A 23,955-nucleotide genomic window follows, 5' to 3' on the forward strand; every position below is an offset into this window, starting at 1 on the left:
TGAAATCGAGCCTGTTCAGCCGCTTTCTGTATCAGTGTAGGTGGCATTAATAGCCACTGACCGGCCAACGTAATTCTTTTGACACGACTGCACCTATGGCATGTCGGGTTGCGCAACCCCGTGATGATGCTCCGGCTCCTCGTTACCGCTGACCATGGGCGCCGCCGGCGGATGCTGGCGATTGGTTTCTTCCTGCAGGAAATCGATGATGGACTGGGCGGAAAGCTCATCCAGCCGCAAGTTGGGCATCGCGATCTTGTTGTAGCGATTGAACAGTTCCATCGCAATCGGGTCCTTTTCGGCGAGCATGCGGTCAGGTTCGCGGATCCAGCGGATTAGCCAGGCCGGATCGCGCTGAAGGGTCACGCCGATCAGGTCCGGGCCGATGCTGTGCAGACCGATGCCCTGCCCGTCCAGCGGACCGAGGCTGTGGCAAGACGCGCAACGGGTGCGGAACAGCTCTTCGCCATTGCTCGGCGGACGAATTTCCGGAGCGTCGGCGTAGCTTTCTTCCACGCTGGGTTGCTTCCAGTTGTGCAAGGAATTGGCCAGTTGGTCGGCCAGAATCCACGGATTTTCGAACGGCGAGGATTTCATCCAGCGCCCCGTTCCCTGGTTGCCGATGATCAGGCTCAGGTTGTGGTCCTTGCTGCGCCCGTTATCGATGCCTTCGATGAACAGCCCCAGCTTCTTGCGCAGTTCGGTGACGTCGGCGAACTCTCCGGTGAGGAATTTCCACCCGGGTCCGACCTGGAAGCGTTGTGCATAGGCCTTGAGCACCTCGGGGGTATCACTCAAGGGGTCGATGCTGATGGAGTAGAAAAAGATGTCCTTGCCGACCCGATCCCCCAGCAGTTTCTGCACCTGGCGCAGGCGTGCGGTTTCCAGGGGGCAGGAGTCGCTGCACGTGGTGAAGATGAAGTTGATCACCACCACCTTGCCTTTGATCATGTCATCGAAAAAACGCATTTGCTGACCGTCCTGGTCGGTCAACAGGGTGTTGGGAAAATAGTCGCCACCCCACGGGGTAGCGGCTTCAACGTCAGTGGCCACGGGAGTCGACGCCAGAGCACGTGCGGGCGCCGACGTCAGCTGGTTGGTGACCAGCAGGTGGCTGGCCAGCAATCCGGTCACCAACATCAGCACAAGGTCCATGCCCAAGGCTCGTGAGCGTGGTGAACTCGTCTTCATGCTCATGTCGACATCCTCCCTGTTCAAGGTTTGACCACCACTTTAGGGCCGAAGCCGTCGCCATTGAGGAAGGTTGGCGGTACGGCAGAGTTCACGTAGCGCACACCGTCCCGGTTGCTGTCGTTGGCGATCATGTGGAATGGCACCCTGGCATAGGACACACCGGAGTCTTTGGAGCCTTGGAACTCGCCGCTGGTTCATCAGCGGGTTCGTCATAATAGGCCGAAGGATCGGATGGCTCTGGCTGTCGCTCATCATCAATGGGGCTGGCGCGCAGTGTCGCTGTACCCGGCGTCATCGTCAGCAGGACGCCCAAGGGCGTTAGCAGTCCGGGACGCTTGAAGTTGTACTGCGCTTTTTTCTCCATCACCAGCCGCCTCGAGGTCGTGAAGGGGGTGATGGTGGATGTGCAAGGACCTCGCCAATCTTGCAACTCTTTTACATAAAAGCATTAACACTCTACAGAACAATGGCTTATCAAAATTGATAGGCCACGACCGTGGAAATGTCTGGGGATTGAAACCCGTTAACGGGGATAGTTCATCCCCATGTTCAGGGGACCAGATTAAACAACAGGCGGACAGTGGTGCCCTCGCCTTCACGACTATCCAGGGTCACCTCACCACCAAAGCGCTCCATGATCCTCTTGACCAGTACCAGCCCGACTCCCAGCCCGCCCTGCTTGGTGGTGAAGAATGGCCGGAAGGCCATGGCGCGCTGTTCTTTGCTCATGCCTTTGCCGGTATCGCTCACACTCACGCAGACGCGCCGGGCATCGCGCGGCTCGATCTGGATGGTCAGCGTACCGCCGCTGTCCATGGCTTCCACCGCATTGGACAGCAGGCTGTTGAGGATCTGGGTCAGTTGCACCTGCTGGCTCAGGACCATGGGCGTCTGGTCCGGCTCGAACACCACGTTGACCCTGGCCTTGCTGATCTGATGCTCGTAAGCCATCAGGCTGTCATGCACTGCCGCCACCAGGTTCACCGGTTCAGCCTCGTTATTGAGCGGTCGCAGGGACTGGAGCAACTCCCGTACCCAGTTCGACATGCGATCGACCTGAACAATGATGTCGTTGATGCTCCCGTGTGCCGGACCGTTGTCGAACTCAATCGCCAGCTCGGCGCTTGAACGGATGGTCGCCAACGGATTGCGTAAACTGTGGGCGACTGCCGAGGACATCTCCCCCAGAGCCACAAAGGTTTCATTGGTGATCAATTGTTTCTGTTGCGCCGCCAGCAGGATCGCTGCTCGCCGCACGATCCAGTACAGGCCCAGATAAATCAGACCTCCGCCCAGGGCGGTCGTCAGCCAGATCAGCACCAGGCCGCGCTCCATGCGGTTGATCAGGTCCTGCGGTTCCTTGTATATCTCGACCATCGCCGTGACGGTGGTGCCATCGGCATCGAACAGGGGAATGTAATTTTCGATGAAGATGAACTTGGGCGGCTCCACGAACTTCTGCTCCATGCGGGATTTGTCCACTGCATGGTAACTGGTCGACACGAGAGTCTTCGAATTGAACGCCCGGTCGAGGTCTTCATCGCCATGGATCGTGGTGCCCATCAAGGCCGGGTTGGTCGACCAGGTCACCACGCGGTCGGGGGCATAGATGTTGGCCAGAATCACGTCCGGCAAATTTTCGATATGGTCGAGGAAATCTTTACGGGCACTGGCGCGGGCCAGCGGGTCGACGTCAGGAAAGTCCATGTCTTTTCGTGGGTCGAGCAACTCGCCCATGGTCCGGATATTGGGAATCGACACATGGCGCACATCGGCCGAGGCAATCGCCTGAATGAATTGCGCGGTCAACAGCGCATCGCGCTGCACGCTTTCGGTGATCACGAATCTTGTAGACACCGCCCCCAGCGCCACCGCCACCGTGCCTATCACCACCATGCTGATCAACGAAAACCAGCGCAGCAGATTGAACGGCTCCTTGCGCGTGTTCAAGCGAACCTCGCTTTCGGTCACAAGTACTTTGGCGATAGTGTTCATGGACACGGTTCCCGGAAACCTCCTATAGGTTTATAGCCCACACATGGCCGTTTGCCCGAACCTGGGTACTGCGATTCCCACCTCCCGCGGCCCCATCTACCCCCAAAGTTGGGGACAGCTGCCCGTCCCCCAACTTCCCGGTCTATCGCCAGCGACTGCGCCAACGCCTTGACTCCGGGCTTCTCACGGGCGTTTTCGCTGATTGGTATGGAAGTTGCCAAACACCCTGCCAACTAACCCGTCCCCAAGGGGCAGGTACTTCGATAGAGGGAATACTCATGCACCCTTTACTGTCCAAAGCCGCGACTGCCCTGGTCGTGACCGCTCTAGCCCAAGGCATTGCCCAGGCAACGCTGTTTGCCGTAGACCCCGGACCCTACCTGCCAGCCAATGGCAATTTTGCCGCCTGGTATCAAGATACCCACGGCCGAACCCTTGACCTGTGCTTATCCAAAGCTGTCAGTTCCAGGGTTCCAAGCGCGCCAGGCGCGCCGACTTACATGTGCTCGTTGATTCCGACCCCAGGTATTTTCGACGACACCAAACCGTTGGTCTTCCCGACCAATTTCCCCGACGAAGCGTTCTGGGCCACCGGCGAAACCACCATCGTCGATGCTGCCCGGGGCATTGATCTGACCTATGTCTCGGCGCTCGAAGCAGCCTTCAGTGGCGGTGATCCACTGGAGGGCGACCAGATCAGCTTCGCCCGTATCCGTATTCGCATCGACGTGCCCACCGCCGGCACTTACATCGTCACCCACCCCTACGGCGTCGAAGTGTTCACCGTCGATACCCCCGGCCGGAGGGCGATCAACATGACCCGGGACATCGGCATCGGTGCACCAAAAACCTACAACGGCGCGCTCAAGGGTGACGTCGGGCCGTTCCTGCGCAGCGTCAATGGCCCCTACACCGAAACCAACCCGACCACTGGCCAGACCGAACAATTCGTCGGCGATCCGAACCTCACGGAAGCCGTCACCGGCAGCCCGTTCAACACCAACTACGTCCGCATCGAAGGCCCCAATGGCCTGGACTTGCGCACTAACCTGTTCGCTGTATCCGGCAAGTTGTCGACGGTGGTCCGGCCGACGCCGGTGATCGCCGAGCGCAGCACCTACTCGCGACAGGCCGGCACCAGCGCTCCGGTGGCCCAGCAGGATGTGTTCGTGCTGGCCCCGCCACCACCGGCCACCGTGACCCTGGACAGCAACAACCCGGTCCTGAACTTCACTGAAGCGAACACCACCGGCCACTGGTATGCGCAGTCGCCGAACAATCCGACGCTGCCAAGCACCTTGCAAGTGACCGCCGATAACCACCTGGCCATCGCCAGCAGCACGCCGACCACCTTGCCCATGCCGCTGACCGACCTGGTGACGATCTCACGCGCCGAGTACAGCCTGAGCACCGGGCAAATCACCATCGTGGCTTCGACCAGCGATGAAACGTCGCCACCGGTGCTCACCGCCACCTCCGGCACCGGTATCGCCATCGGCGCCCTGAGTGGTGACGGCGCAGTGAAAAGCCTGGCCACCGGCATCACGCCGATTCCGCCAGCCCAGGTTCGCGTGACGTCATCCAATGGCGGCAGCGATACCGAAGAAGTGGTCATCGTGCAATGAACGCTCACATGCCCAGATCCTCATCAGGAGGCATCATGAACAAATGGCCACGCCTGGCGGTCAACGCCCTGGGACTGACTCTAGCGCTGTCCGGCAGTGCTTTCGCGCAACTCGCCGCCGTCGATCCCGGCCCTTACACCTTTGCCACCGGAAAATTCCCGATCTGGTATCAGGACAACAATCAACTGTCGATGGAACTGTGCCAGTCCCGCGCCGCCAGCTCGCGGGTCGCTGCCAGCGTGCCACCCGCCTACATGTGCACCCTGCTGCCGACACCGGGTATTTTCGACGACACCCAGCCGATGGTGTTCCCGGATAACTGGCCAGACGAAGCCTTCTGGTTTCTCGCCGAGACCAGCATTCCCGACAACACCGCCGGCTACGGTATGGACGCCTATGTCGCCGGGATAGAAGCGGCATTCGCTGGCGGAAATCCGCTCGATGGCGATCAAATCAGCTTCGCGCGGATCCGTATGCGGGTGAACATTCCCGTCGCCGGAACCTACACTATTACCCACCCCTACGGCGTGGAAACGGTCAACGTCACCACCCCCGGCCGTCGTGCGATCAACCTCACCAGGGACGTCGGCATCGGTGCACCGGGTAATTTCAGCGGCGCACTCAACGGTGCGGTCGGTCCGTTCCTGCGCAGTGTCAACGGCCCCTATACCGAGGTGAACCCGGACACCGGCGCCGTCGAAACCTTTGTCGGCGACCCGAACCTCACCGAACCCGTGACCGGCAGCCCCAACAACACCAACTTCGTGCGCATCCAGGGTCCGGCCGGCACTATCCAGACCAACCTCTTCACCCTGTCCGGCAAGGTGCTCGACAATCGCGCGCAAACTGCAGTAGACATGAGCCGTGCCACCTACCGCCGCACAACAGGCACGGGCGGCACCAACACCCGGGTCGAAGTGTTTGCCACAGCGGCCAACGGTTCGAGCCTGTGCTTTCGCGAAAGCATCGCCCTGGTGCCCGGCCCGCCTGTGTCACCTTGCCAGACCAACATGGTCAGCGATAACAACGGCGTGTTCTTCGCCCAGCATCTGCTGACCAACGGAACCGTGCCTGCAGTCGTGGTAGTCACCGCCACCGACCCGGCCGGGACCACCCGCCCGACCTCGGTGTCGAGCAAGCTCTCGGACGTGGTGAAAATCCAGACCGCCCGTTACAGCTGGAGCAACCACAGCCTGCTGATCGAGGCCACCTCTACAGACGAAGTGGTGGTTCCGGACATGGTTGCCCAGGGTTACGGACGGCTGTCGAAAACCGGCACCCTGCAAAGCCTGACAGTGCCTGACCTGAGCCAACCCCCTGCAACCGTTACGATCAAATCCGCCGCCGGCGGCAGTGACACCGAGCCAGTCGCCGTAGTCGGTACGGCACCGGACACCGGCGCGAACCAGGCACCGATCGCCGTCGCCGATACCGGCAGCACCAGCTTCGGCGTGCCGATCACACTCAACCTGCTGGCCAACGACCGTGACCCGGACGGCAACACGCCGCTGAGCATCACCGCGTTGACCCAACCCGCCGCAGGCCAGGGCACCGTGGCACTGAGCGGCACTACAGCGGTGGTCTACACCCCTCCAGCCGTCGTCAACGCACCGCTGACCACGACCTTCACCTACAAGGCCCAGGACGTCAAAGGCCTGGCCTCGACAACAGCGGCAACCGTGACCATTACCGTGGCGCCTAACCGGCCTCCGGTGGCAGTCGCCGATGCCGTTACGACACTGGGGGTGGCGATTCCAATCAACGTGCTGGCCAACGACACCGATCCGGAAGGCAACTTACCGCTAGCGGTCGCCAGCTTCACTCAACCACCGGCAGGTAGCGGCACCGTCAGCAGTAACGGCACGGTGCTCACCTACACCCCACCGGCCACCGTCACCACAGCCTTCACCACGACCTTCACCTACATCGCCCGGGACAGCTTCGGCGCCCAGTCGACGTCGCCGGCCACGGTCACGGTGCAGGTCTCGCCACGGCCTGCTGCGGAATCCTTCGCAGTGACCACCGCAACGGTGAGCGCCCGCTCCAATAACCGCTTCACCTGGAACTTTGCCGGCACCTCATCGGTGACCACCGGCAACACCATCACCGTCAAGGTCACCACGCCGACCGGGCTGGTCACCCTGGGCACCACCTCTGTCCCGGCGAATGGACGCTGGAAGTTGACGGTGAACAACACCACCACGGTCGTTCCGTCGGCGAACCCGACCGCCACCATCACCTCGTCCCAAGGCTCCGTGCGGACGGTGCCGGTGATCGCCAACTGAGCCCGCGCCCCCATTAGCCACGTTGGTTGATGGGGCCGGCTTCAACCCTCTGGAAAACCGCGGCCTCGGGTGGGGAGGCCGCGGTTTTTTTGCCGGGTGCATTGATGGAAGCAATCCAGCGGTGGTCTGGCTGCCATCACTGGCGCGGTGTCCGACCACAACTGCAAGTGAATGGTTGGCTCGTAAGCCGCCATCGCGAGCAAGCTCGCTCCTACAATTGGACCGAGTACATTCGATGGAAATTGGTCGGCCGGCAGGCCGTCTTCGCGAGCAAGCCCGCTCCCACAATTGGACCGAGTACATTCGGTGGAAATTGGTCGGCTGGCAGGCCGTCTTCGCGAGCAAGCCCGCTCCCACAGAAGAGCAAAGGCCGAGCGGCGTACACCCACGCTCTTCACCACTCATCAGGCCGAGCGTTAGCTCGCCTGCAGCTCTTGATCTTGATCCACCCGCCCCCTCGGCAGGCTGAGGGGAGGCGTTCATCCGGGGGTGGGCGCGCAGCGCCGTTCGACGCAGTCGAACACATCGAGAGGAGGTCGAAGCGAAGCCGACCGGAGGCGATGCCCCCGGAGGAAGGCCGGAGCGAAGGAACGCCGAGCCTCAGCGAGGGGCCGTACGTAAGGGGCGAGACTTTTTGGTTCCTTTTGTGTCGTTTGACAAAAGGGACTCGCCGTAAGGGCGAAACCATAAGCAGCCGTTACCGCAGCAACGGATATGTACTCAGACCCACAGACCCACAACCTGATCGACGAGTCCAACAACGCCAACACACCGCGCTGACTGCGCGGTGTGTTGAATGGACAGCCCTAGCGCACCAGTCGCCCGGCCAACGCCTTGGCCTGGCTTGCCACATCGGTGACGGCGGTACTTTCCCACCACATGCCGCGCAACGGCGGACCCATGGCAAACAGACGGCTGGCGGGCTGGCCCTCGGCGTTCAGGACGGCGCCATCGACCTCTGCGGCGATGCCCAGGGCCAACGGCCCGGGCCGGACCAGGCCACGGGCGAGCAGTTGCCGGGGCAACGGCCGCGCAACCCGGCGCCAGTCGTATTCGATTCCGCTGGAGTTGATCAGGGCGGCACCGCTGACGACACAGCTGTGCGCCTCGCCGCGCCGTCGAAGGCGGATACTCACCTCGCCATTGAGCGAAGGCTCAAGCCCCTTGAACGAGGCCGCGTGAATACGTAACCGCCCTTCTTTATATAAGTGCTCCACCAGTTCGGCACTCAAGGGTGGCGAACGGTGGTGATGGCTTTCCCACCACGGCCGCACATGCCGCACGAACTGCCGACGCTGCACGTCCGTCGCCTGATGCCACAAGCGGCCGATGTGTGCCCGCACCGTGTCCAGTGGCGCTTGCCAGTCAATGCCCAGGGCGATGGCGTCCCGGCAGTGCCGACGCAGTTCGCGCATCAACTGACGAGGTGTGCGGATGCTCTGGTCCTGCTCGAGAAAATCCACCCAGACCGGTGGCTGGCGACGCACATGGGGCAGCAGGCCATGGCGGGAAAACACTTCAATCGGACCACGATGCCCGGACTGATCCAGGGACACCACGGCATCGACCATGGTCAAGCCCGAGCCGATGATCATGACCGTCGACTGCGGATCGAGCTGCCGCATGGCTGCCACATCCCACGGATCGAGGGCCGCAGCGTTCAAACCACTGGATTGGGTTTGCGGTGTGCGCGCGGCGGGGAACATACCGGTGGCCAGCACCGCAAACGCCCCTTGCAGGCATTGGCCATCACTCAGTGTCAGCCGCACGTTATCCGTACCGGTTTGCAAATCCACCACTTCGGCCCGCACATGTTCGACGGTCGAACCGTTCAAGGCACCCACTGCTTGCGCTTCTGCCAAACGCTGCTGCGCGTACAGACCGAATATCCCCCGGGGCGGAAACAATTCGCTGATCGGCACATGCTGCTGGTCCGACTCCGGCCAGCCGCCGCCGGCAATATAGTCGGTGAGCCATTGGGTCAGATCGTCGGCGTTGTCCGGATCGACACTCATCCGCGCCGCGTTGCCATTGAGCGTATGCCCCAACTCCACCGCGCTATAGGCCTCGCCCCGGCCGAGTTCGGCACGGGGCTCAATCACCAGCACCTTGCGCTTGCCTGGCCGGCGCATCAACTGCGCCGCCAGCATCGTGCCACTGAGGCCGCCACCGACAATCAGGATGTCGGCGTCATGGGTCAAGGCGTGGTCCATCGTGTTCTCCCTGTTCAGATCACCACGTTACGCACAAACCTTGCCGCCACCGCCCCGTCGTTGCGATAACAGTGCGGCTGGTTGCTGGCGAACATGAAGAATTCACCCGCAGCGATATTCTGCGGCTGGTCGCCGAGCATAACGGTCAGGCAACCTTCGAAGACATAAATCTGCTCGCTCCAGCCATCGGCGTCCGGCTCCGACGGATACACCTCGCCCGGTTGCAGGCACCATTCCCACTGCTCGACTTCGCGGCTGGCCTGGGCCTTGGAAAGCAACACCGCTTTACTGCCAGGAATCGTGCCGGTCCAGGCCAGCTCATTGATACGGCTGGGGTCGCGGGCGTCGGGCGCCTGGATCAAATCACTGAAGGCAACGTCGAGGGCTTCGGCCACCCGGTCGAGGGTGGTCAGGCTGACGTTCTTTTCCCCCGCCTCGATCGCCACCAGCATTCGGCGGCTGACACCGGACTTTTCGGCCAGCGCGGTCTGGCTCATGTCGGCGGCATGACGCAAACGACGAACATTTTGACTGACGTGCTGGAGCACCGATGCCCGCTGGGTAGAATCTTTGTGCACTATATTGCTCACTGAGTGGGGTTGGGCAGTATACTGCGCAACATTCGGCGCATTGTGCGTCCCCCTCCAGTAGCGTGCAAGGTCATGACGTCGGTGAACTCCCCAAAAGCTTCCTCCCGTTTTACACGGTTCAGCAAGGCCGAATGCGTGCTGGTGCTGATCACGATGATCTGGGGCGGAACCTTCCTGCTGGTACAGCATGCGATGACTGTCAGCGGCCCGATGTTTTTCGTCGGCCTGCGCTTTGCCGCTGCCGCGAGCATCGTCGCCCTGTTTTCCTGGCGTCACCTGCGCGACCTGAGCCTGTTCGAACTCAAGGCCGGGTCGTTCATCGGCGTCGCGATCATGCTCGGCTACGGCTTGCAGACGGTCGGGTTGCAAAGCATTCCCAGCAGCCAATCGGCATTTATTACCGCGCTGTACGTCCCTTTTGTGCCGTTGCTGCAATGGCTGGTGCTGGGGCGGCGTCCGGGGTTGATGCCCAGCATCGGCATCATGCTGGCCTTTACCGGGTTGATGTTGTTGTCCGGACCGTCCGGTGCGTCGTTCAACTTCAGCCCCGGTGAAATCGCTACCTTGATCAGCGCGGTGGCCATTGCGGCCGAGATCATCCTGATCAGTACCTATGCCGGCCAGGTCGATGTGCGCCGGGTGACGGCGGTGCAACTGGCGGTCACTTCCGTGCTGTCGTTCCTGATGGTCGTGCCCACCAATGAGGCGATCCCGGACTTCTCGTGGTTGTTGCTGTGCAGCGCGTTGGGCCTTGGGGCGGCGAGTGCGGCGATTCAGGTGGCAATGAACTGGGCACAAAAAAGCGTTTCACCGACCCGCGCCACGCTGATCTATGCCGGCGAGCCGGTATGGGCCGGGATTGTCGGGCGCATCGCCGGGGAACGCTTGCCGGCGATTGCCCTGGTCGGGGCCGGGTTAATTGTGGCGGCGGTGATTGTCAGTGAGCTGAAGACCAAGGGTAAGGCTGTTGCGGTCGAGGAAGAGCTGGAACAGGAAACACAGCGATAAACCGCTGCTTCTGCATCGCTGGATAGACCGCCTTCGCGAGCAAGCCCGCTCCCACATTGAAATGCGTTTCAAATGTGGGAGCGGGCTTGCTCGCGAAGGGGCTGATACAGGCGAAATCCCTCTACCGGAAACAATGTGAATCAGGGGTTTTTCCATCTACCGTGTAGGATTCTGCGACAGCTTGGCGTTTGGTGATCCGGGAGCTGGCACGTATGATGCTTCACAAACTTCCGCAGATTAGAAGCCTATGTCCCTGATAGTTCTACTGCTTCTGCCTTTCATAGGTAGCTGTTTGGCGGCCGTGTTGCCGCACAATGCACGTAACGCCGAATCCCTGCTGGCTGGCCTGGTCGCCCTGATCGGTACCGTCCAGGTTGCGCTCCTGTATCCGCAGATCGCCCATGGCGGCGTTATTCGCGAAGAGTTTTTCTGGCTGCCCAGCCTGGGTCTGAACTTCGTCCTGCGCATGGATGGTTTCGCCTGGCTGTTCTCCATGCTGGTACTGGGCATTGGCACGCTGGTTTCGCTGTACGCCCGCTACTACATGTCGCCGGACGATCCGGTGCCGCGTTTCTTCGCGTTTTTCCTGGCGTTCATGGGCGCCATGCTTGGCCTCGTGATCTCCGGCAACCTGATCCAGATCGTGTTTTTCTGGGAGCTGACCAGCCTCTTCTCATTCCTGCTGATCGGCTACTGGCACCATCGCGCCGATGCCCGGCGCGGCGCCTACATGGCACTGATGGTCACCGGTGCGGGCGGATTGTGCCTGCTGGCGGGGGTCATGCTGCTCGGCCATGTGGTCGGCAGCTATGACCTGGACAAGGTCCTGGCCGCCGGCGACCTGATTCGCGCCCATGCCCTCTACCCGATTCTATTGCCCCTGATCCTGATCGGCGCCTTGAGCAAAAGCGCACAATTTCCTTTCCATTTCTGGCTGCCCCACGCCATGGCCGCACCGACCCCCGTGTCGGCGTACCTGCACTCGGCGACCATGGTCAAGGCCGGGGTTTTTCTGCTCGCAAGGCTCTGGCCATCGCTCTCGGGCAGTGAAGAATGGTTTTATATCGTCAGCGGCGCCGGTGCCTGCACCCTGTTGCTCGGGGCGTACTGCGCGATGTTCCAGAACGACCTCAAGGGGTTGCTGGCCTACTCGACCATCAGCCACCTCGGCCTGATCACCCTGCTGCTCGGCTTGAACAGTCCACTGGCCGCCGTCGCCGCAGTGTTCCACATCCTCAACCACGCCACGTTCAAGGCCTCGTTGTTCATGGCCGCGGGTATCATCGACCACGAAAGCGGCACTCGCGATATCCGCAAACTCAGTGGACTGTTCAAACTGATGCCGTTCACCGCGACCCTGGCCATGGTTGCCAGCGCCTCGATGGCGGGTGTGCCGCTGCTTAACGGCTTCCTCTCCAAAGAGATGTTCTTCGCCGAAACCGTGTTCATCAATGCCACGCGCTGGGTCGAACTGAGCTTGCCGATCGTGGCGACCATTGCCGGTACCTTCAGCGTGGCTTATTCCCTGCGCTTCACCGTAGATGTGTTCTTCGGTCCGCCGGCAACCGACTTGCCCCACACACCCCACGAGCCACCGCGCTGGATGCGCGCGCCAGTCGAGCTACTGGTGTTCACTTGCCTGCTGGTGGGGATCTTCCCGGCGCAGGTGGTCGGCCCGCTGCTGGCTGCCGCGGCGCAACCGGTGGTCGGCGGCACGCTGCCCGAATACAGCCTGGCCATCTGGCACGGCCTGAACGCACCGATGATCATGAGCCTGATCGCCCTCTCTTGCGGCACCCTGCTCTACTTGCTGCTGCGCAACCAATTCAAGCGTGGACGCTTCCACTACCCGCCGGCCATTGGTCGTCTCGACGGCAAGCGCCTGTTCGAGCGTGGCTTGGTCGTGATGGTGCGCCTGGCTCGTCGCCTGGAGCCCCGGATTGGCACCAAACGCCTGCAAATGCAGTTATTCCTGGTGGTGCTCGCCGCCGTGCTGGCGGGGTTGATTCCCATGTTGCACAGCAGCCTGCACTGGGGGGATCGACCGAAAATCCCGGGGTCGATCGTCTTCGTCACCCTGTGGTTGCTGGCCATCGCCTGCGCCCTTGGCGCGGCCTATCAGGCCAAGTATCACCGTCTCGCGGCCCTGACCATGGTCAGCGTCTGCGGCCTGATGACCTGCGTTACCTTCGTCTGGTTTTCGGCGCCGGACCTGGCCCTGACGCAACTGGCGGTCGAAGTGGTGACCACGGTGCTGATCCTGCTGGGCCTGCGCTGGCTGCCACGGCGGATCGAAGAAGTCTCGCCGTTGCCGGGCAGCCTGCGCCGGGCACGGGTGCGGCGTATCCGCGACTTGCTGCTGTCGACCGCGGTCGGTATCGGCATGGCGTTGCTGGCCTACGCCATGCTGACGCGCCAGACACCCAACGATATTTCCTCGTTCTACCTGAGTCGCGCCTTGCCCGAAGGCGGCGGCAGCAACGTGGTCAACGTGATGCTGGTGGACTTCCGTGGTTTCGACACCCTCGGTGAGATCACCGTGCTGGTGGCCGTGGCCCTGACCGTGTTCGCCTTGCTGCGCCGCTTCCGTCCGCCGAAGGAAAGCCTGCAACTGCCGGCCCAGCAACGCTTGCTCGCACCGGACGTGGTCACCGACCTGGTCAACCCGCGCCACGCCAGCGACACCGCGCTCGGCTTCATGATGGTGCCGGCGGTGCTGGTGCGCCTGCTGTTGCCGGTGGCGCTGGTGGTGTCGTTCTACCTGTTCATGCGTGGGCACAATCAACCGGGCGGCGGCTTTGTCGCGGGGCTGGTGATGTCGGTGGCGTTCATCCTGCAATACATGGTCGCCGGCACGCAGTGGGTCGAGGCGCAAATGAGCCTGCGGCCGCTGCGCTGGATGGGCACGGGACTGCTGTTTGCCACGGCCACTGGCCTGGGTGCGATGCTGGTCGGCTATCCGTTCCTGACCACCCACACCTGGCATTTCTCGTTGCCGCTGCTGGGTGACATTCACCTCGCCAGTGCGCTGTTCTTCGACATCGGCGTGTACGGCGTGGTGGTCGGCTCGACCCTGTTGATCCTCACCGCCCTCGCCCACCAGTCGGTGCGGGGTCACAAAACCGCTGCCCAGCCTAAATCCGTTGCCGTCAAAGGAACCGTCTGATGGAAGAAGTCATCGCAATCGCCATCGGCGTACTGGCCGCGTCCGGCGTCTGGCTGATCCTGCGCCCACGGACGTTTCAGGTGGTCATGGGCCTGTGCCTGCTGTCCTACGGCGTCAACCTGTTCATCTTCAGCATGGGCAGCCTGTTCATCGGCAAGGAACCGATCATCAAGGACGGCGTCCCTCAGGATCTGCTGCACTACACCGACCCGTTGCCGCAAGCGCTGGTGCTGACTGCAATCGTCATCAGCTTCGCCATGACCGCGCTGTTTCTGGTGGTGCTGCTGGCCTCCCGGGGCCTGACCGGCACCGACCATGTGGATGGCCGGGAGCCTAAGGAATGATGGCGATGTCTCACCTGATCGTCGCGCCCATTCTGCTGCCGCTGCTGACGGCCGCGATCATGCTGATGCTCGGCGAGAAACACCGACCGCTCAAGGCAAAGATCAATCTGTTCTCCAGCCTGCTCGGGCTGGGTATCGCCGTGGCGTTGTTGCAATGGACACAAACCACCGGCGTGCCCGGCTCCATTGGCGTGTACCTGCCGAGCAACTGGCAGGTGCCGTTCGGCCTGGTGCTGGTGGTCGATCGCCTGTCGGCGCTGATGCTGGTGCTGACCGGCATCATCGGCGTCAGTGCCCTGCTGTTCGCCATGGCCCGCTGGGACAGCGCCGGTTCGAGTTTTCACGCGCTGTTCCAAATCCAGTTGATGGGGCTTTACGGTGCGTTCCTCACCGCTGACCTGTTCAACCTGTTCGTGTTCTTCGAGGTGTTGCTGGCCGCATCCTACGGGCTGATGCTGCACGGCTCGGGCCGGGCGCGGGTGTCGTCGGGGCTGCATTACATCTCGATCAACCTGCTGGCCTCGTCGCTGTTCCTGATTGGCGCGGCGCTGATCTATGGCGTCACCGGCACGCTGAACATGGCCGACCTGGCGGTAAAAATCCCGTTGGTGTCCGAGGCCGATCGTGGCTTGCTTCACGCCGGCGCAGGGATTCTGGCCGTCGCGTTTCTGGCCAAGGCCGGCATGTGGCCACTGAACTTCTGGCTGGTGCCGGCGTATTCCTCGGCCAGCGCACCGGTGGCGGCGATGTTCGCGATCATGACCAAGGTTGGCGTCTATACCTTGCTGCGCTTGTGGACGCTGCTGTTTTCCGCCCAGGCCGGGGCATCGGCGTTCTTTGGCGGTGAGTGGCTGATTTATGGCGGCATGGCGACCATTGTCTGCGCCGCCATTGCGATCCTCGCCGCACAACGCCTGGAGCGCATGGCCAGCCTGAGCATTCTGGTGTCGGCGGGCATTCTGCTGTCGAGCATCGGTTTCGCCCAGCCGAACCTGGCCGGCGCGGCGCTGTTCTATCTGTTCAGCTCGACCCTGGCATTGAGCGCGCTGTTCCTGCTGGCCGAACTGATCGAGCGCTCGCGCTCGGCCAATGAAGCCCTGCTCGAGGATGAAGCCGAACTGCTGCCCCGGCCACTGGAATCTCTGTATCCGCCCAAAGGCATCAACCTCGACGACGAGCAGAAAGCCGTGGTCGGCCAGGTGATTCCCTGGACCATGGCGTTTCTTGGCCTGAGCTTCATCGCCTGTGCCTTGCTGATCATCGGCATGCCGCCACTGTCCGGCTTTATTGGCAAACTCGGGTTGATCGGTGCCCTGCTCAATCCGCTGGGCTTGGGCAACAGCGGTGACGAACCGATTTCCAACGCCGCGTGGGGCCTGTTGGTGTTGTTGATTTTGTCAGGGCTGGCGTCGCTGATCGCGTTCTCGCGTTTGGGTATCCAACGCTTCTGGACGCCGGCGGAACGGCCATCGCCCCTGTTGCGACGCCTGGAATGCGTGCCGATTTTCGCGCTGCTGGGCTTGAGTATTCTGCTGACCTTCAAGGCCGATCCGCTGTTGCGCTACACCCAGGCCGCCGCCGATGCCTTGTACAACCCGCAGCAATACGTGATGGCCGTACTCGACACTCGCGTCGTACCGAACCCTGCGGCCAAGGCGACCCCGCAGGAGGTGCAACCATGAAGCGCCTGTTTCCGGCACCGTTGCTGTCGCTGGCCTTGTGGCTGCTGTGGCTGTTGCTGAACCTGTCGACCAGCCCCGGCAATCTGCTGCTGGGTGCCGCGCTGGGGTTCTGCGCGCCGCTGATGATGCGCAGGCTGCGTCCCCTGCCGGTGCGCATCCGTCGTCCCGGGGTGATCCTGCGCCTGGTCCTGCTGGTCGGGCGTGATGTGCTGGTGTCCAATTTCGCCGTGGCCTGGGGTGTGCTCAGTGCCGGTCGCCGCCCGCCCCGCTCGCAATTCATCAAGGTGCCGCTGGACTTGCGTGACGCCAACGGCCTGGCCGCGCTGTCGATGATCACCACGGTGGTGCCCGGTACGGTCTGGTCGGAGCTGGCACTGGACCGCAGCATTCTGCTGTTGCACGTCTTCGATTTGGACGATGAGGCGCTGTTCATCCAGCACTTCAAGGCAACCTACGAACGTCCGTTGATGGAGATCTTCGAATGAGCCCATTGCTGTCGAACGCGATCCTGCTGAGCCTGTTCTTCTTTTCCCTGGCGATGATCCTGACCCTGATTCGCCTGTTCAAAGGGCCGTCGGCCCAGGATCGGGTCCTGGCGCTGGACTACCTGTACATCGTCGCATTGCTGATGATGCTGGCGCTGGGTATTCGTTATGCCAGTGACACCTACTTCGAGGCGGCGCTGCTGATCGCACTGTTCGGTTTCGTCGGCTCGTTCGCCCTGGCCAAATTCCTGCTGCGTGGTGAGGTAATCGAATGAATACGCCATTGTCGTTGTGGGTGGAAATCCCGGTGGCGATCCTGCTGGTGCTCGGCAGTCTGTTTGCATTGATCGGCGCCACGGGCCTGCTGCGCATGAAGGACTACTTCCAGCGCATGCACCCACCGGCCCTGGCCTCGACGCTCGGGGCCTGGTGCGTGGCGCTGGCTTCGATCATCTACTTTTCGGCGCTCAAGTCCGCGCCGGTCTTGCACGCCTGGCTGATTCCAATCCTGCTGGCGGTTACCGTGCCGGTGACCACCTTGCTACTGGCCCGGGCGGCGCTATTCCGTAAACGCATGGCCGGGGATGATGTGCCGGCCGAGGTGAGCAGCCGGCGGACCGAGAGCGGCAGCTAGACCAAAGTTTTTTAGTGCCTGGACCGGCCTCTTCGCGAGCAAGCCCGCTCCCACAGGGATTGCGTTGAGCCCTGTGGGAGCGGGCTTGCCCGCGAAGGCGATAGACCTGCAATACATCAGCACCGGTCTGTCTCAGACCCAGGCCACCGCCAACAACCCAGCCCCCAACACCACACACAACGGCGAGTAAACCCAGGTGTCCAGTCGGGCAAATTCCGAGCCTTTGACCTCTTTGAAAAACCCCACCAGCTCCGAATCGCCAATGGCCCGGGCAAACAGCAAAATCGCAATCGCGCTGATCAACCACTGCAACGACCAGTGATGCAACGGTGGCAGCCACCAACCCACCCGCAAACACACCAGCACGGCAATCAACAGCAGCGCTGCGGCCACCACCAGCGTGATCCAGCCCCGCGGCTTGAACGCTGGCCTCAGTTGTGCGCTGCCCTCCTGCGGTACTTGCGGCACCGCCGCTACCGCCGCCCATTCGCCACCCAACGCCCAATACACATGCACCAGACTGATCACTGCGAAGATCGCCACCAGCCATTGAGCCAACAACAAGGTCATGGTTCAGAGATCCTTGAAAGGGATTTGAACAGAACATTGTAGGAGCTGCCGCAGGCTGTGATCTTTTGATTTTGCTTTTTTAAGACAAGATCAAAAGATCACAGCCTGCGGCAGCGCTTACAGGGCGGCGGAGACTTTATCCGCCACGTCCTTGGGCAGCCAGGCTCGCCAGACATCCGGATGAGCCTTCATGAACGCCTGCGCAGCCTGACGCGGCGGCGTGTGTTTCTCACTCATCTCGGCCAGTGCTTTGTTCAGGGGGTCGATCGGAAAGTCGACTTTGGCGAAGAACTCGGCAATCTGCGGATATTGTTTCTGGAACGGTGTGGAGACACCGATGGACAGTTTGGAGGCCAGGGAACGGGTCGGCTGTGGATTGGGATTGTCAGCGTCGGTCAAGGTCTTCCAGGCTTCGGCGTCGAACGGTGGCTCTTCGAGTTGAATCAGCTTGAAGCGGCCGAGCAACGGCGTGGGCGACCAGTAGTAAAACAGCACCGGCTTGCCACGATGAATTGACGAACTGATCTCCGCATCCAGTGCCGCGCCCGAACCGCTGCGGAAGTTCACGTAGCTGTCGTCCAGCCCATAGGCCTTGAGCTTCTGCTTGTTGACCACTTCCGAAGTCCAACCGATGGGGCTATTGAGGAAGCGTCCCTTGGCCGGGGCTTCCGGGTCCTTGAACACGTCTTTATAGCGCGGCAGGTCGCTGACGCTGCGCAGGTCCGGCGCCAGCGGCTTGATGCCCTTGGCCGGGTCGCCCTTGATCACATACTCCGGCACCCACCAGCCTTCGGTCGCACCCTTGACCGTGTCGCCAAGGCTGACGACTTTGCCCTCGGCCTCCGCCTTGACCCAGACCGGGCTGCGACCGGCCCACTCTTCGCCAATGACCTGAATGTCATTGTTGGCCAGCGCGGTTTCCAGAGTAATGGTGGTGCCCGGCAAGGTGTCAGTCGGCAGCCCGTAGCCCTTCTCGACAATGATGCGCAAGACATCGGTGATCAGGCTGCCGCTTTCCCAGTTCAGGTCGGCGAAGTGGATGGGCGTCTGCGCGGCAAACACCGGGGCGGCTGTCACCATCAAGCCGAAAGTGGCCAGGACAGCAGCCAGCAACCGTCGAAATCCGTTCATGCTTTTGCACCTCGTGCTGTTCACAGCAATAGCAGGATGGCCTGGCAGTAGACCGCGAAGCCTCTGAATACTCAGTCCAATGACTGTAGTAGAGGTTCGTGCTTTCGAGGTGCGCGGATCAGTTTTCGGAAGTTTCCTGCAAACGCATCAGCTCTCGTCTGACCATGCTGGCGTATGCCGCCGGTTGCAGTTGGTAAAGCTGTGACGCCACCCAATTCAGCCAGGCTCCTTGCAGAATAGTCTTCTGCCCGAACAGCCGCCGCGCCTCGTCTTGAGCGCTGGCCTGGTTCTGTTCGTGGAAATCGGCGCGGGTCAGGGTCATCACTCGCTGGCCTTGAAGGTCACCAACTCGCCCTTGCGCCACTTGGCAGCTTTGGCAGTCACGGCTTTCAGGGTCTTGGTCAGGCCTTCCTGCAACTGTTGATGGGCGGCAAACACCATCACCACGCTGTGACCTTCCTTGAACACGATCCCCTGGCCGTCGGCCGTGGTCACGAAGGCGTAATCGCCAATTCCGTAAACCGTCAGCTTGATGTCGCGGAACTTGATGTCCAGCTTGCCGCCTTCGCGACTGGGCAGCACGGATGCGCTGAAATGATCGCCGACCTTGAGTTTGAGTCCGGGTTTGTCGTCCACCACCAGGGCCGATTCGGTGTCGATTTCGGCAATGTAGATGCCTTCAGCGTTCTGTTCGGTGATGTAAACGAAACGTGACTGAAACTGCTTGACCAGCTTTGCGCGCAAATCACCCAGCACGAACAAAGCATGCATATCGAGATTACTTACTGCCAAGGAAACATCCCCACATCTGAAAAATGGTGCCGTGCGCGAAAAAAAACGCACAGCCAAAAAAGCGGCAATGCCGAAGGTGTAGCCAAAGAACCCGGATTGAAGTCCTGAATGAGCAGTGCACTCACTTATCACGAAGCTTGAGAAGACTACTGGAACGTCACCCGCATCGTCTTGCCTGGCGTTCGTCACAGGCTGAAGGAAAACACCCTTCCTGCTGCCAGAAAATTATGGACTATCAACTTCGGGGAAAAATCTCATCAAGAAAAAATCTTTTCCTACATATCGTCCGCAAAAAATTGCTTTAGATAAACATCATTCACCCACCAGTGAGGGTGATTCTAGAGCAGCGATGCTCTTGGAGACTAGCCAAAACGACGTACATACGTCGATAAAACAATGAAAAGGACTTCATATGTGCACGCTCACACACATTGCCTATCCCCTGGTGCCTGACACAGAAACAACGTCGATCTCGCCGCCGATACGGTTCCATCCCCATGAACCGCTTCACGATGTCCCGACCCACCCGCGATTTCGAGTCGTCATGGCGGGCAATGCCTTCTTCCATATCAAGGACATTTCTACAGGCAGCGTCAGAGGTTTCCGAGCTGATCATAACGAAGCGTGTGCTCTCGCCCGGCTTCTTGAATCACGTTGTTGACATGCCCGGCGCGGTCATTTCCATCGACGTTTCGTCTGCCCGCCGACTTATCTCAGCCGTCGACAGGCAACTACTGCCATACTGCCCGCCCAATAAAACGGATCCGCAAAGAATCGGGTTACGTTGACAACAACAATGTATTTCCAGGGGAAGCCTGCAACGTGACGGAATTTGATATCGGCGAGTTTTTTATCCGCGGTGAAGCCAGAGAAGTCGGTGGTGAATTCCAGGCCGTGATTGTCATGCGCGCCAAACCACCACTGAAGACCGTGACGTATTACCAGGTCGAAAAGGATCGCTGGTTCAAAACCCCGGATGTTGCCGCCATTGCGGCCCAGGAGTCAGCCAGGGAACTGAAGACGGCGGTCGATGCGGGCGCATTGAAAGCCTGATTGTCGGGTTGGCGGTCTATGCTCACTGTTGCGCCTGAACATCGCGATCGAACTCCACCCGTGCGTCGCCCTTGAAGCCAGGGTATCGCACCCCGTTCCTCGACCCGACTGATGACCTGCAAGGAGATGAACATGGAATCACCGACCCACGACTTGAAAGGCCTTTTTGACCAACTCGGCCTGGACTCCAGCCAGAAAGCGATCGACGACTTCATTGCCAGCCATTCCCTGCGTGACGACAAGAAACTCATCGATGCCGAGTTCTGGTCACCGCAACAGGCCGGTTTCCTCAAAGAGCAATTACGCGAAGACGCAGACTGGGCGCGGGTGGTCGACGACCTGAACCTGCGCATGCACCAGACGCACTGACAACCTCAATGCAGGCTGCCAGGTCTTTCGGCGTTCAATTGCGCCAACCAGGCAGTCTTGCACTCCTCCGCTTCATCGCGACTGGAGAACGCCGTGCCCCGGCGCTCGCCATTGAGCAACACGACCCAGCAAACCTTGCGCCCCAAGGAGCGCAAATTGGCAGGTACACCGCTGCCGATCATGACCGCGACATCAACTTTGCCTTGCATGCTGACCTCCCGAACTTCATTAGCAACCTAATTAGTAGGTATGTTAATTAGTTTTCCGGCGAGGAAACAGCAAAACCCTGTACAGGTCAGTTGCCGGATCCGTAACAATCGCCCGGCATCCCGGGGTTTCTAGCGTGGCTTTTCCGGTTTGTAGCCCAGGCGCAAACCGCCCCAATGCCTGCCCTTGAGCGTGATCGGTACCGAGAGATCGTGCATCAACTCTCCGGTGTCGCGTGTATAGGTTTGCAGCAGCACTGCCTTCTGATGGCTGCCACAGCGAATCCCGGTGCGATCAGCGAACTTGCGCTTGGTCCGGCTCTGCAAGGCATCGATCTGGGCGTCGCCCGTCAGCGGCTGACTGAACACACTGTTGTGGGTCGGCACATAACCCTGCTGGGTACAGGCGATGGCAAACACCAATCCTTCGTGGCGCGGTAACAACGGTTCCTGGATCGCCGGCAGAACCTGATCGGTGTAGCGGTCGAAGCGAGTCTGGTACTTGGTCGGGCTCGTATTGGGGATAGTCTGGTAATTACGGTCGAACAAATCGTCGAGACTGATTCGGCCGGCGTCGATATCCGCTTCGAAACGCGCTGCAATCTGGCTCGCACCTTCGCGTGCCAGGTCATAGATCCGCTGGTGATAGTCATCCAGCCCCACCTCGGCAAGACGCTCGCTGATGGTTTCGGCTTGCCCTTCCATTTGTACCGCCGCATGGGCCAGGCGTTGAGTCTGCTGGTCGCTGACCGCCAGGTCGCTGCGCATCTGTTCGATGGCGTGAAACAGGCTATCGAGTTGTTCACGGTTGGTGTCCGCGCCCTGGGAAATTTCCCCGACCCGGGATTCGACACTGGCGGCCAGACGGGCAATGTTCTCCAGGTGCTGTCCCGTTCGTTCGACCTGCTCGACACCTGCGCCCAGGTCGCTGGACAGTTGGCGGATCTGCTCCACCACCTGCGCGGTGCGTTGCTGGATATCGGCCACCATCTCACCGACTTCGCCAGTGGCGGTCGCCGTGCGTGCGGCCAGCCCGCGAACTTCGTCGGCCACTACCGCGAACCCGCGACCGTGCTCCCCCGCCCGCGCCGCTTCTATCGCTGCGTTCAATGCCAGCAGGTTGGTCTGGCTGGCGATGGACTGAATCACCAGGGTCACTCGCTGGATATCATCGCTGCGCAGGCTCAAGGCTTCGATCAGTTCGCGGCTGTTGCTGGCGCGCTGGCTGAGCTGATGCATGCGTGCAATGGACTCGATCAATTCCGTGCGCCCGGCCACCCCGCTTTGGTGAGCCTCACTGGCGGCACTCAGCGCCTGGCGACTGAGCGTCGAGGTGGCCTGTTCGGTGGTGATCATGACTTCGGCGTTACTGACGATCTGTGCCGCCGCCGTGAGTTGCGATTGCAACTTGTCCGCCAACTGCCGAACCGAAAACGCGACACCGGCGGCCGACAGCGCGTTATGGCTGGTGGTGTAGGAAAGATCGCGAGTCAATTCGCCAATGGCATCGGGGTTGGCTGGGTAAGCAGCCTCAGGGGTCGCGCGCGAACGCAGGCGAGGCAGCCAGATAATCAACACGGCCAGGGGCAAGGCAAGGTAAAGCGACCAGTCGCCCAGCGTCATGCCACTTAACAACAGCATCAGGGCGATGCTTTGCAACGTCGGCGTCAACCAGCGGCTTTTCGGCAACAGCACTGGTGCAGGCACTGCTGCAACCAGAGACCCGTCTCTCGTCTTCATCGTCACCCCGGAAAGCTTCTAATTGTTGTCTTCGCATTAAACGCCACCATAAGGCCATTATCCATGCGCCTTTAGTCGCGAACGTTGCAGCAGATCAATAGAAGAACCGGGAAATCGAAGACGGCAGAAAACAAAGATCGCAGCCTGCGGCAGCGCCCTACTTCAATTGCGTAGGAGCTGCCCCAGGCTGCGATCTTTTCAAGGCAGCCCGGATCAAAGGGGCTGCCTCGCAGAATCAGGCCTGACGCTGGTGCTTGTCGATTTGCTCGTGGCGTTCTTGAGCTTCGATGCAGTACTTGGTGGTCGGGCTGATCAGCAGGCGCTTGAGGCCAATCGGCTCGCCGCTGTCGTCACACCAGCCGAAGCTGTCTTCCTTGATGCGTTCCAGCGCTTGTTCCAACTGAGGCAGCATGCGCTGGTCACGATCGATCGCGTTCACCAGCCAGGTGCGCTCTTCTTCAACCGAAGCCGCGTCTGCCGGATCGGCCGGGGTGTCCAGGCTTTCGATCGCGATGCGGTTCTGCTCGATGCGCTCATGGGTTTCGACTTTCATGTTCTGCAACAGCTCTGAGAAAAAAGCATGTTGCTCGGCATTCATGTAGTCATCCGCCGGCATGGCCAGCAACTTGTCCTTTGTCATTGATATCTCTATAAAAAAACGTGCATTAAGGCGAATTAGGGAGCGTTCCGGCAGACCTGGGCAGGCCATCGGAAAGGCGCCGTTTGTTCCAAGCGCCACCCGGCACTCAATTTACGAGGGGCGGCAGTCTACGGCCGACTTGAGGCCTCAGCAACTGAAAAGACAGCGAATTTGTCCGACAAAGCCCTGAAAATGCTCTACGGCAGGCTTTGAGGCGGTAATCGGAGTGCCTT

At 60.8% G+C, this 23,955-nt stretch carries 24 protein-coding genes and 1 pseudogene; 13 read left to right on the top strand and 12 right to left on the bottom strand.

All coding sequences use genetic code 11. The annotated features are described in order from the left end of the window. Positions 1 to 93 precede the first annotated feature (93 nt). The 3 genes and pseudogenes from ABIA48_RS03385 to ABIA48_RS03395 all read right to left on the bottom strand — a co-directional run bounded on the left by ABIA48_RS03385 (position 94) and on the right by ABIA48_RS03395 (position 3,189). Positions 94 to 1,197: an SCO family protein gene (locus tag ABIA48_RS03385; RefSeq protein ID WP_429487059.1), complete on the bottom strand. Its 1,104-nt coding sequence runs from the start codon at positions 1,195 to 1,197 to the stop codon at positions 94 to 96. Positions 1,198 to 1,378: 181 nt separating this feature from the next. Further along, positions 1,379 to 1,558, bottom strand: a pseudogene (locus ABIA48_RS03390) (hypothetical protein); the annotation flags it as partial. 185 nt (positions 1,559 to 1,743) lie between these two features. Then, complete coding sequence (locus ABIA48_RS03395; protein ID WP_429487060.1) at positions 1,744 to 3,189, bottom strand: sensor histidine kinase; 1,446 nt, start codon at positions 3,187 to 3,189, stop codon at positions 1,744 to 1,746. Positions 3,190 to 3,467: 278 nt separating this feature from the next. On the opposite strand from ABIA48_RS03395, the gene ABIA48_RS03400 reads away from it, so the two are divergent. Then, complete coding sequence (locus ABIA48_RS03400; RefSeq protein ID WP_429487061.1) at positions 3,468 to 4,814, top strand: hypothetical protein; 1,347 nt, start codon at positions 3,468 to 3,470, stop codon at positions 4,812 to 4,814. A gap of 35 nt (positions 4,815 to 4,849) precedes the next feature. After that, entirely contained in the window at positions 4,850 to 7,099 is a 2,250-nt protein-coding gene (locus ABIA48_RS03405; protein ID WP_429487062.1) for an Ig-like domain-containing protein, read from the top strand. An 806-nt stretch (positions 7,100 to 7,905) separates the two neighbouring features. Here the strand turns inward: ABIA48_RS03405 and ABIA48_RS03410 are convergent. Next, positions 7,906 to 9,312: an FAD/NAD(P)-binding protein gene (locus ABIA48_RS03410; protein WP_429487063.1), complete on the bottom strand. Its 1,407-nt coding sequence runs from the start codon at positions 9,310 to 9,312 to the stop codon at positions 7,906 to 7,908. A gap of 14 nt (positions 9,313 to 9,326) precedes the next feature. Beyond that, positions 9,327 to 9,890 (bottom strand): helix-turn-helix domain-containing protein, encoded by a 564-nt coding sequence (locus tag ABIA48_RS03415; protein WP_310059593.1) that lies wholly within the window; start codon positions 9,888 to 9,890, stop codon positions 9,327 to 9,329. An 84-nt stretch (positions 9,891 to 9,974) separates the two neighbouring features. On the opposite strand from ABIA48_RS03415, the gene ABIA48_RS03420 reads away from it, so the two are divergent. The 7 genes from ABIA48_RS03420 to ABIA48_RS03450 all read left to right on the top strand — a co-directional run bounded on the left by ABIA48_RS03420 (position 9,975) and on the right by ABIA48_RS03450 (position 17,221). Continuing rightward, a complete protein-coding gene (locus ABIA48_RS03420) occupies positions 9,975 to 10,910 on the top strand; it encodes a DMT family transporter (protein ID WP_429487064.1) in 936 nt (311 codons plus the stop codon). Positions 10,911 to 11,157: 247 nt separating this feature from the next. Continuing rightward, entirely contained in the window at positions 11,158 to 14,076 is a 2,919-nt protein-coding gene (locus tag ABIA48_RS03425) for a monovalent cation/H+ antiporter subunit A (protein ID WP_429487065.1), read from the top strand. Next, complete coding sequence (locus tag ABIA48_RS03430) at positions 14,076 to 14,420, top strand: Na+/H+ antiporter subunit C (RefSeq protein WP_007986256.1); 345 nt, start codon at positions 14,076 to 14,078, stop codon at positions 14,418 to 14,420. The genes ABIA48_RS03425 and ABIA48_RS03430 overlap by 1 nt, the downstream gene beginning before the upstream one ends. Then, on the top strand, positions 14,417 to 16,102 hold the full coding sequence (locus ABIA48_RS03435) for a monovalent cation/H+ antiporter subunit D (protein ID WP_429487066.1): 1,686 nt from the start codon (positions 14,417 to 14,419) through the stop codon (positions 16,100 to 16,102). Before ABIA48_RS03430 ends, ABIA48_RS03435 begins: the two co-directional genes overlap by 4 nt. Next, on the top strand, positions 16,099 to 16,587 hold the full coding sequence (locus ABIA48_RS03440; RefSeq protein WP_429487067.1) for a Na+/H+ antiporter subunit E: 489 nt from the start codon (positions 16,099 to 16,101) through the stop codon (positions 16,585 to 16,587). The genes ABIA48_RS03435 and ABIA48_RS03440 overlap by 4 nt, the downstream gene beginning before the upstream one ends. Then, positions 16,584 to 16,862: a K+/H+ antiporter subunit F gene (locus tag ABIA48_RS03445; RefSeq protein ID WP_429487068.1), complete on the top strand. Its 279-nt coding sequence runs from the start codon at positions 16,584 to 16,586 to the stop codon at positions 16,860 to 16,862. The genes ABIA48_RS03440 and ABIA48_RS03445 overlap by 4 nt, the downstream gene beginning before the upstream one ends. Further along, positions 16,859 to 17,221 carry a Na+/H+ antiporter subunit G gene (locus tag ABIA48_RS03450; RefSeq protein WP_007986252.1) on the top strand — a complete coding sequence of 121 codons (363 nt, stop codon included), beginning with the start codon at positions 16,859 to 16,861 and terminating at the stop codon, positions 17,219 to 17,221. The genes ABIA48_RS03445 and ABIA48_RS03450 overlap by 4 nt, the downstream gene beginning before the upstream one ends. 132 nt (positions 17,222 to 17,353) lie before the next feature. Here ABIA48_RS03450 and ABIA48_RS03455 read toward each other — a convergent pair whose 3' ends face one another. The 4 genes from ABIA48_RS03455 to ABIA48_RS03470 all read right to left on the bottom strand — a co-directional run bounded on the left by ABIA48_RS03455 (position 17,354) and on the right by ABIA48_RS03470 (position 19,714). Then, on the bottom strand, positions 17,354 to 17,791 hold the full coding sequence (locus tag ABIA48_RS03455) for a DUF3995 domain-containing protein (protein ID WP_204933751.1): 438 nt from the start codon (positions 17,789 to 17,791) through the stop codon (positions 17,354 to 17,356). 117 nt (positions 17,792 to 17,908) lie between these two features. Next, positions 17,909 to 18,922: an ABC transporter substrate-binding protein gene (locus tag ABIA48_RS03460; protein ID WP_429487069.1), complete on the bottom strand. Its 1,014-nt coding sequence runs from the start codon at positions 18,920 to 18,922 to the stop codon at positions 17,909 to 17,911. Between the two features lie 118 nt (positions 18,923 to 19,040). Beyond that, positions 19,041 to 19,244, bottom strand: a complete 204-nt coding sequence (locus ABIA48_RS03465; protein WP_007986248.1) for a hypothetical protein — start codon at positions 19,242 to 19,244, stop codon at positions 19,041 to 19,043. Then, a complete protein-coding gene (locus ABIA48_RS03470; protein WP_007986246.1) occupies positions 19,244 to 19,714 on the bottom strand; it encodes a hypothetical protein in 471 nt (156 codons plus the stop codon). Before ABIA48_RS03470 ends, ABIA48_RS03465 begins: the two co-directional genes overlap by 1 nt. Here ABIA48_RS03470 and ABIA48_RS03475 point away from each other — a divergent pair. The 4 genes from ABIA48_RS03475 to ABIA48_RS03490 all read left to right on the top strand — a co-directional run bounded on the left by ABIA48_RS03475 (position 19,688) and on the right by ABIA48_RS03490 (position 21,136). Continuing rightward, positions 19,688 to 19,822, top strand: a complete 135-nt coding sequence (locus ABIA48_RS03475) for a hypothetical protein (protein ID WP_429492968.1) — start codon at positions 19,688 to 19,690, stop codon at positions 19,820 to 19,822. The genes ABIA48_RS03470 and ABIA48_RS03475 overlap by 27 nt on opposite strands. Before the next feature lie 304 nt (positions 19,823 to 20,126). Beyond that, complete coding sequence (locus ABIA48_RS03480; RefSeq protein ID WP_429487070.1) at positions 20,127 to 20,375, top strand: hypothetical protein; 249 nt, start codon at positions 20,127 to 20,129, stop codon at positions 20,373 to 20,375. A gap of 161 nt (positions 20,376 to 20,536) precedes the next feature. Then, positions 20,537 to 20,767 (top strand): hypothetical protein, encoded by a 231-nt coding sequence (locus ABIA48_RS03485; protein ID WP_429487071.1) that lies wholly within the window; start codon positions 20,537 to 20,539, stop codon positions 20,765 to 20,767. Between the two features lie 132 nt (positions 20,768 to 20,899). Beyond that, entirely contained in the window at positions 20,900 to 21,136 is a 237-nt protein-coding gene (locus ABIA48_RS03490; RefSeq protein ID WP_429487072.1) for a DUF2789 domain-containing protein, read from the top strand. Between the two features lie 5 nt (positions 21,137 to 21,141). Here the strand turns inward: ABIA48_RS03490 and ABIA48_RS03495 are convergent, their stop codons facing one another. From ABIA48_RS03495 to ABIA48_RS03505, 3 genes are all read right to left on the bottom strand, one after another. Continuing rightward, a complete protein-coding gene (locus ABIA48_RS03495) occupies positions 21,142 to 21,345 on the bottom strand; it encodes a hypothetical protein (protein WP_007986241.1) in 204 nt (67 codons plus the stop codon). Between the two features lie 129 nt (positions 21,346 to 21,474). Continuing rightward, entirely contained in the window at positions 21,475 to 23,082 is a 1,608-nt protein-coding gene (locus ABIA48_RS03500) for a methyl-accepting chemotaxis protein (protein ID WP_429487073.1), read from the bottom strand. Positions 23,083 to 23,317: 235 nt separating this feature from the next. Beyond that, the gene (locus ABIA48_RS03505) at positions 23,318 to 23,722 is read right to left on the bottom strand and encodes a TraR/DksA family transcriptional regulator (RefSeq protein WP_007935965.1); all 405 of its coding nucleotides are present in this window, start codon (positions 23,720 to 23,722) and stop codon (positions 23,318 to 23,320) included. Between the last annotated feature and the right edge of the window lie 233 nt (positions 23,723 to 23,955).

This window comes from Pseudomonas sp. S30_BP2TU TE3576 (genome assembly GCF_050436025.1).
Classification (GTDB): Bacteria; Pseudomonadota; Gammaproteobacteria; order Pseudomonadales; family Pseudomonadaceae; genus Aquipseudomonas.

What these genes read in the sequence shown, in the direction of transcription:
- ABIA48_RS03385 (WP_429487059.1), bottom strand. Translation starts at nt 1,197, where the DNA reads ATGAGCATGAAGACGAGTTCACCACGCTCACGAGCCTTGGGCATGGAC.
- ABIA48_RS03395 (WP_429487060.1), bottom strand. Translation starts at nt 3,189, where the DNA reads ATGAACACTATCGCCAAAGTACTTGTGACCGAAAGCGAGGTTCGCTTG.
- ABIA48_RS03400 (WP_429487061.1), top strand. Translation starts at nt 3,468, where the DNA reads ATGCACCCTTTACTGTCCAAAGCCGCGACTGCCCTGGTCGTGACCGCT.
- ABIA48_RS03405 (WP_429487062.1), top strand. Translation starts at nt 4,850, where the DNA reads ATGAACAAATGGCCACGCCTGGCGGTCAACGCCCTGGGACTGACTCTA.
- ABIA48_RS03410 (WP_429487063.1), bottom strand. Translation starts at nt 9,312, where the DNA reads ATGGACCACGCCTTGACCCATGACGCCGACATCCTGATTGTCGGTGGC.
- ABIA48_RS03420 (WP_429487064.1), top strand. Translation starts at nt 9,975, where the DNA reads ATGACGTCGGTGAACTCCCCAAAAGCTTCCTCCCGTTTTACACGGTTC.
- ABIA48_RS03425 (WP_429487065.1), top strand. Translation starts at nt 11,158, where the DNA reads ATGTCCCTGATAGTTCTACTGCTTCTGCCTTTCATAGGTAGCTGTTTG.
- ABIA48_RS03430 (WP_007986256.1), top strand. Translation starts at nt 14,076, where the DNA reads ATGGAAGAAGTCATCGCAATCGCCATCGGCGTACTGGCCGCGTCCGGC.
- ABIA48_RS03435 (WP_429487066.1), top strand. Translation starts at nt 14,417, where the DNA reads ATGATGGCGATGTCTCACCTGATCGTCGCGCCCATTCTGCTGCCGCTG.
- ABIA48_RS03440 (WP_429487067.1), top strand. Translation starts at nt 16,099, where the DNA reads ATGAAGCGCCTGTTTCCGGCACCGTTGCTGTCGCTGGCCTTGTGGCTG.
- ABIA48_RS03445 (WP_429487068.1), top strand. Translation starts at nt 16,584, where the DNA reads ATGAGCCCATTGCTGTCGAACGCGATCCTGCTGAGCCTGTTCTTCTTT.
- ABIA48_RS03450 (WP_007986252.1), top strand. Translation starts at nt 16,859, where the DNA reads ATGAATACGCCATTGTCGTTGTGGGTGGAAATCCCGGTGGCGATCCTG.
- ABIA48_RS03455 (WP_204933751.1), bottom strand. Translation starts at nt 17,791, where the DNA reads ATGACCTTGTTGTTGGCTCAATGGCTGGTGGCGATCTTCGCAGTGATC.
- ABIA48_RS03460 (WP_429487069.1), bottom strand. Translation starts at nt 18,922, where the DNA reads ATGAACGGATTTCGACGGTTGCTGGCTGCTGTCCTGGCCACTTTCGGC.
- ABIA48_RS03465 (WP_007986248.1), bottom strand. Translation starts at nt 19,244, where the DNA reads ATGACCCTGACCCGCGCCGATTTCCACGAACAGAACCAGGCCAGCGCT.
- ABIA48_RS03475 (WP_429492968.1), top strand. Translation starts at nt 19,688, where the DNA reads ATGCATATCGAGATTACTTACTGCCAAGGAAACATCCCCACATCTGAA.
- ABIA48_RS03480 (WP_429487070.1), top strand. Translation starts at nt 20,127, where the DNA reads ATGTGCACGCTCACACACATTGCCTATCCCCTGGTGCCTGACACAGAA.
- ABIA48_RS03490 (WP_429487072.1), top strand. Translation starts at nt 20,900, where the DNA reads ATGGAATCACCGACCCACGACTTGAAAGGCCTTTTTGACCAACTCGGC.
- ABIA48_RS03495 (WP_007986241.1), bottom strand. Translation starts at nt 21,345, where the DNA reads ATGCAAGGCAAAGTTGATGTCGCGGTCATGATCGGCAGCGGTGTACCT.
- ABIA48_RS03500 (WP_429487073.1), bottom strand. Translation starts at nt 23,082, where the DNA reads ATGAAGACGAGAGACGGGTCTCTGGTTGCAGCAGTGCCTGCACCAGTG.
- ABIA48_RS03505 (WP_007935965.1), bottom strand. Translation starts at nt 23,722, where the DNA reads ATGACAAAGGACAAGTTGCTGGCCATGCCGGCGGATGACTACATGAAT.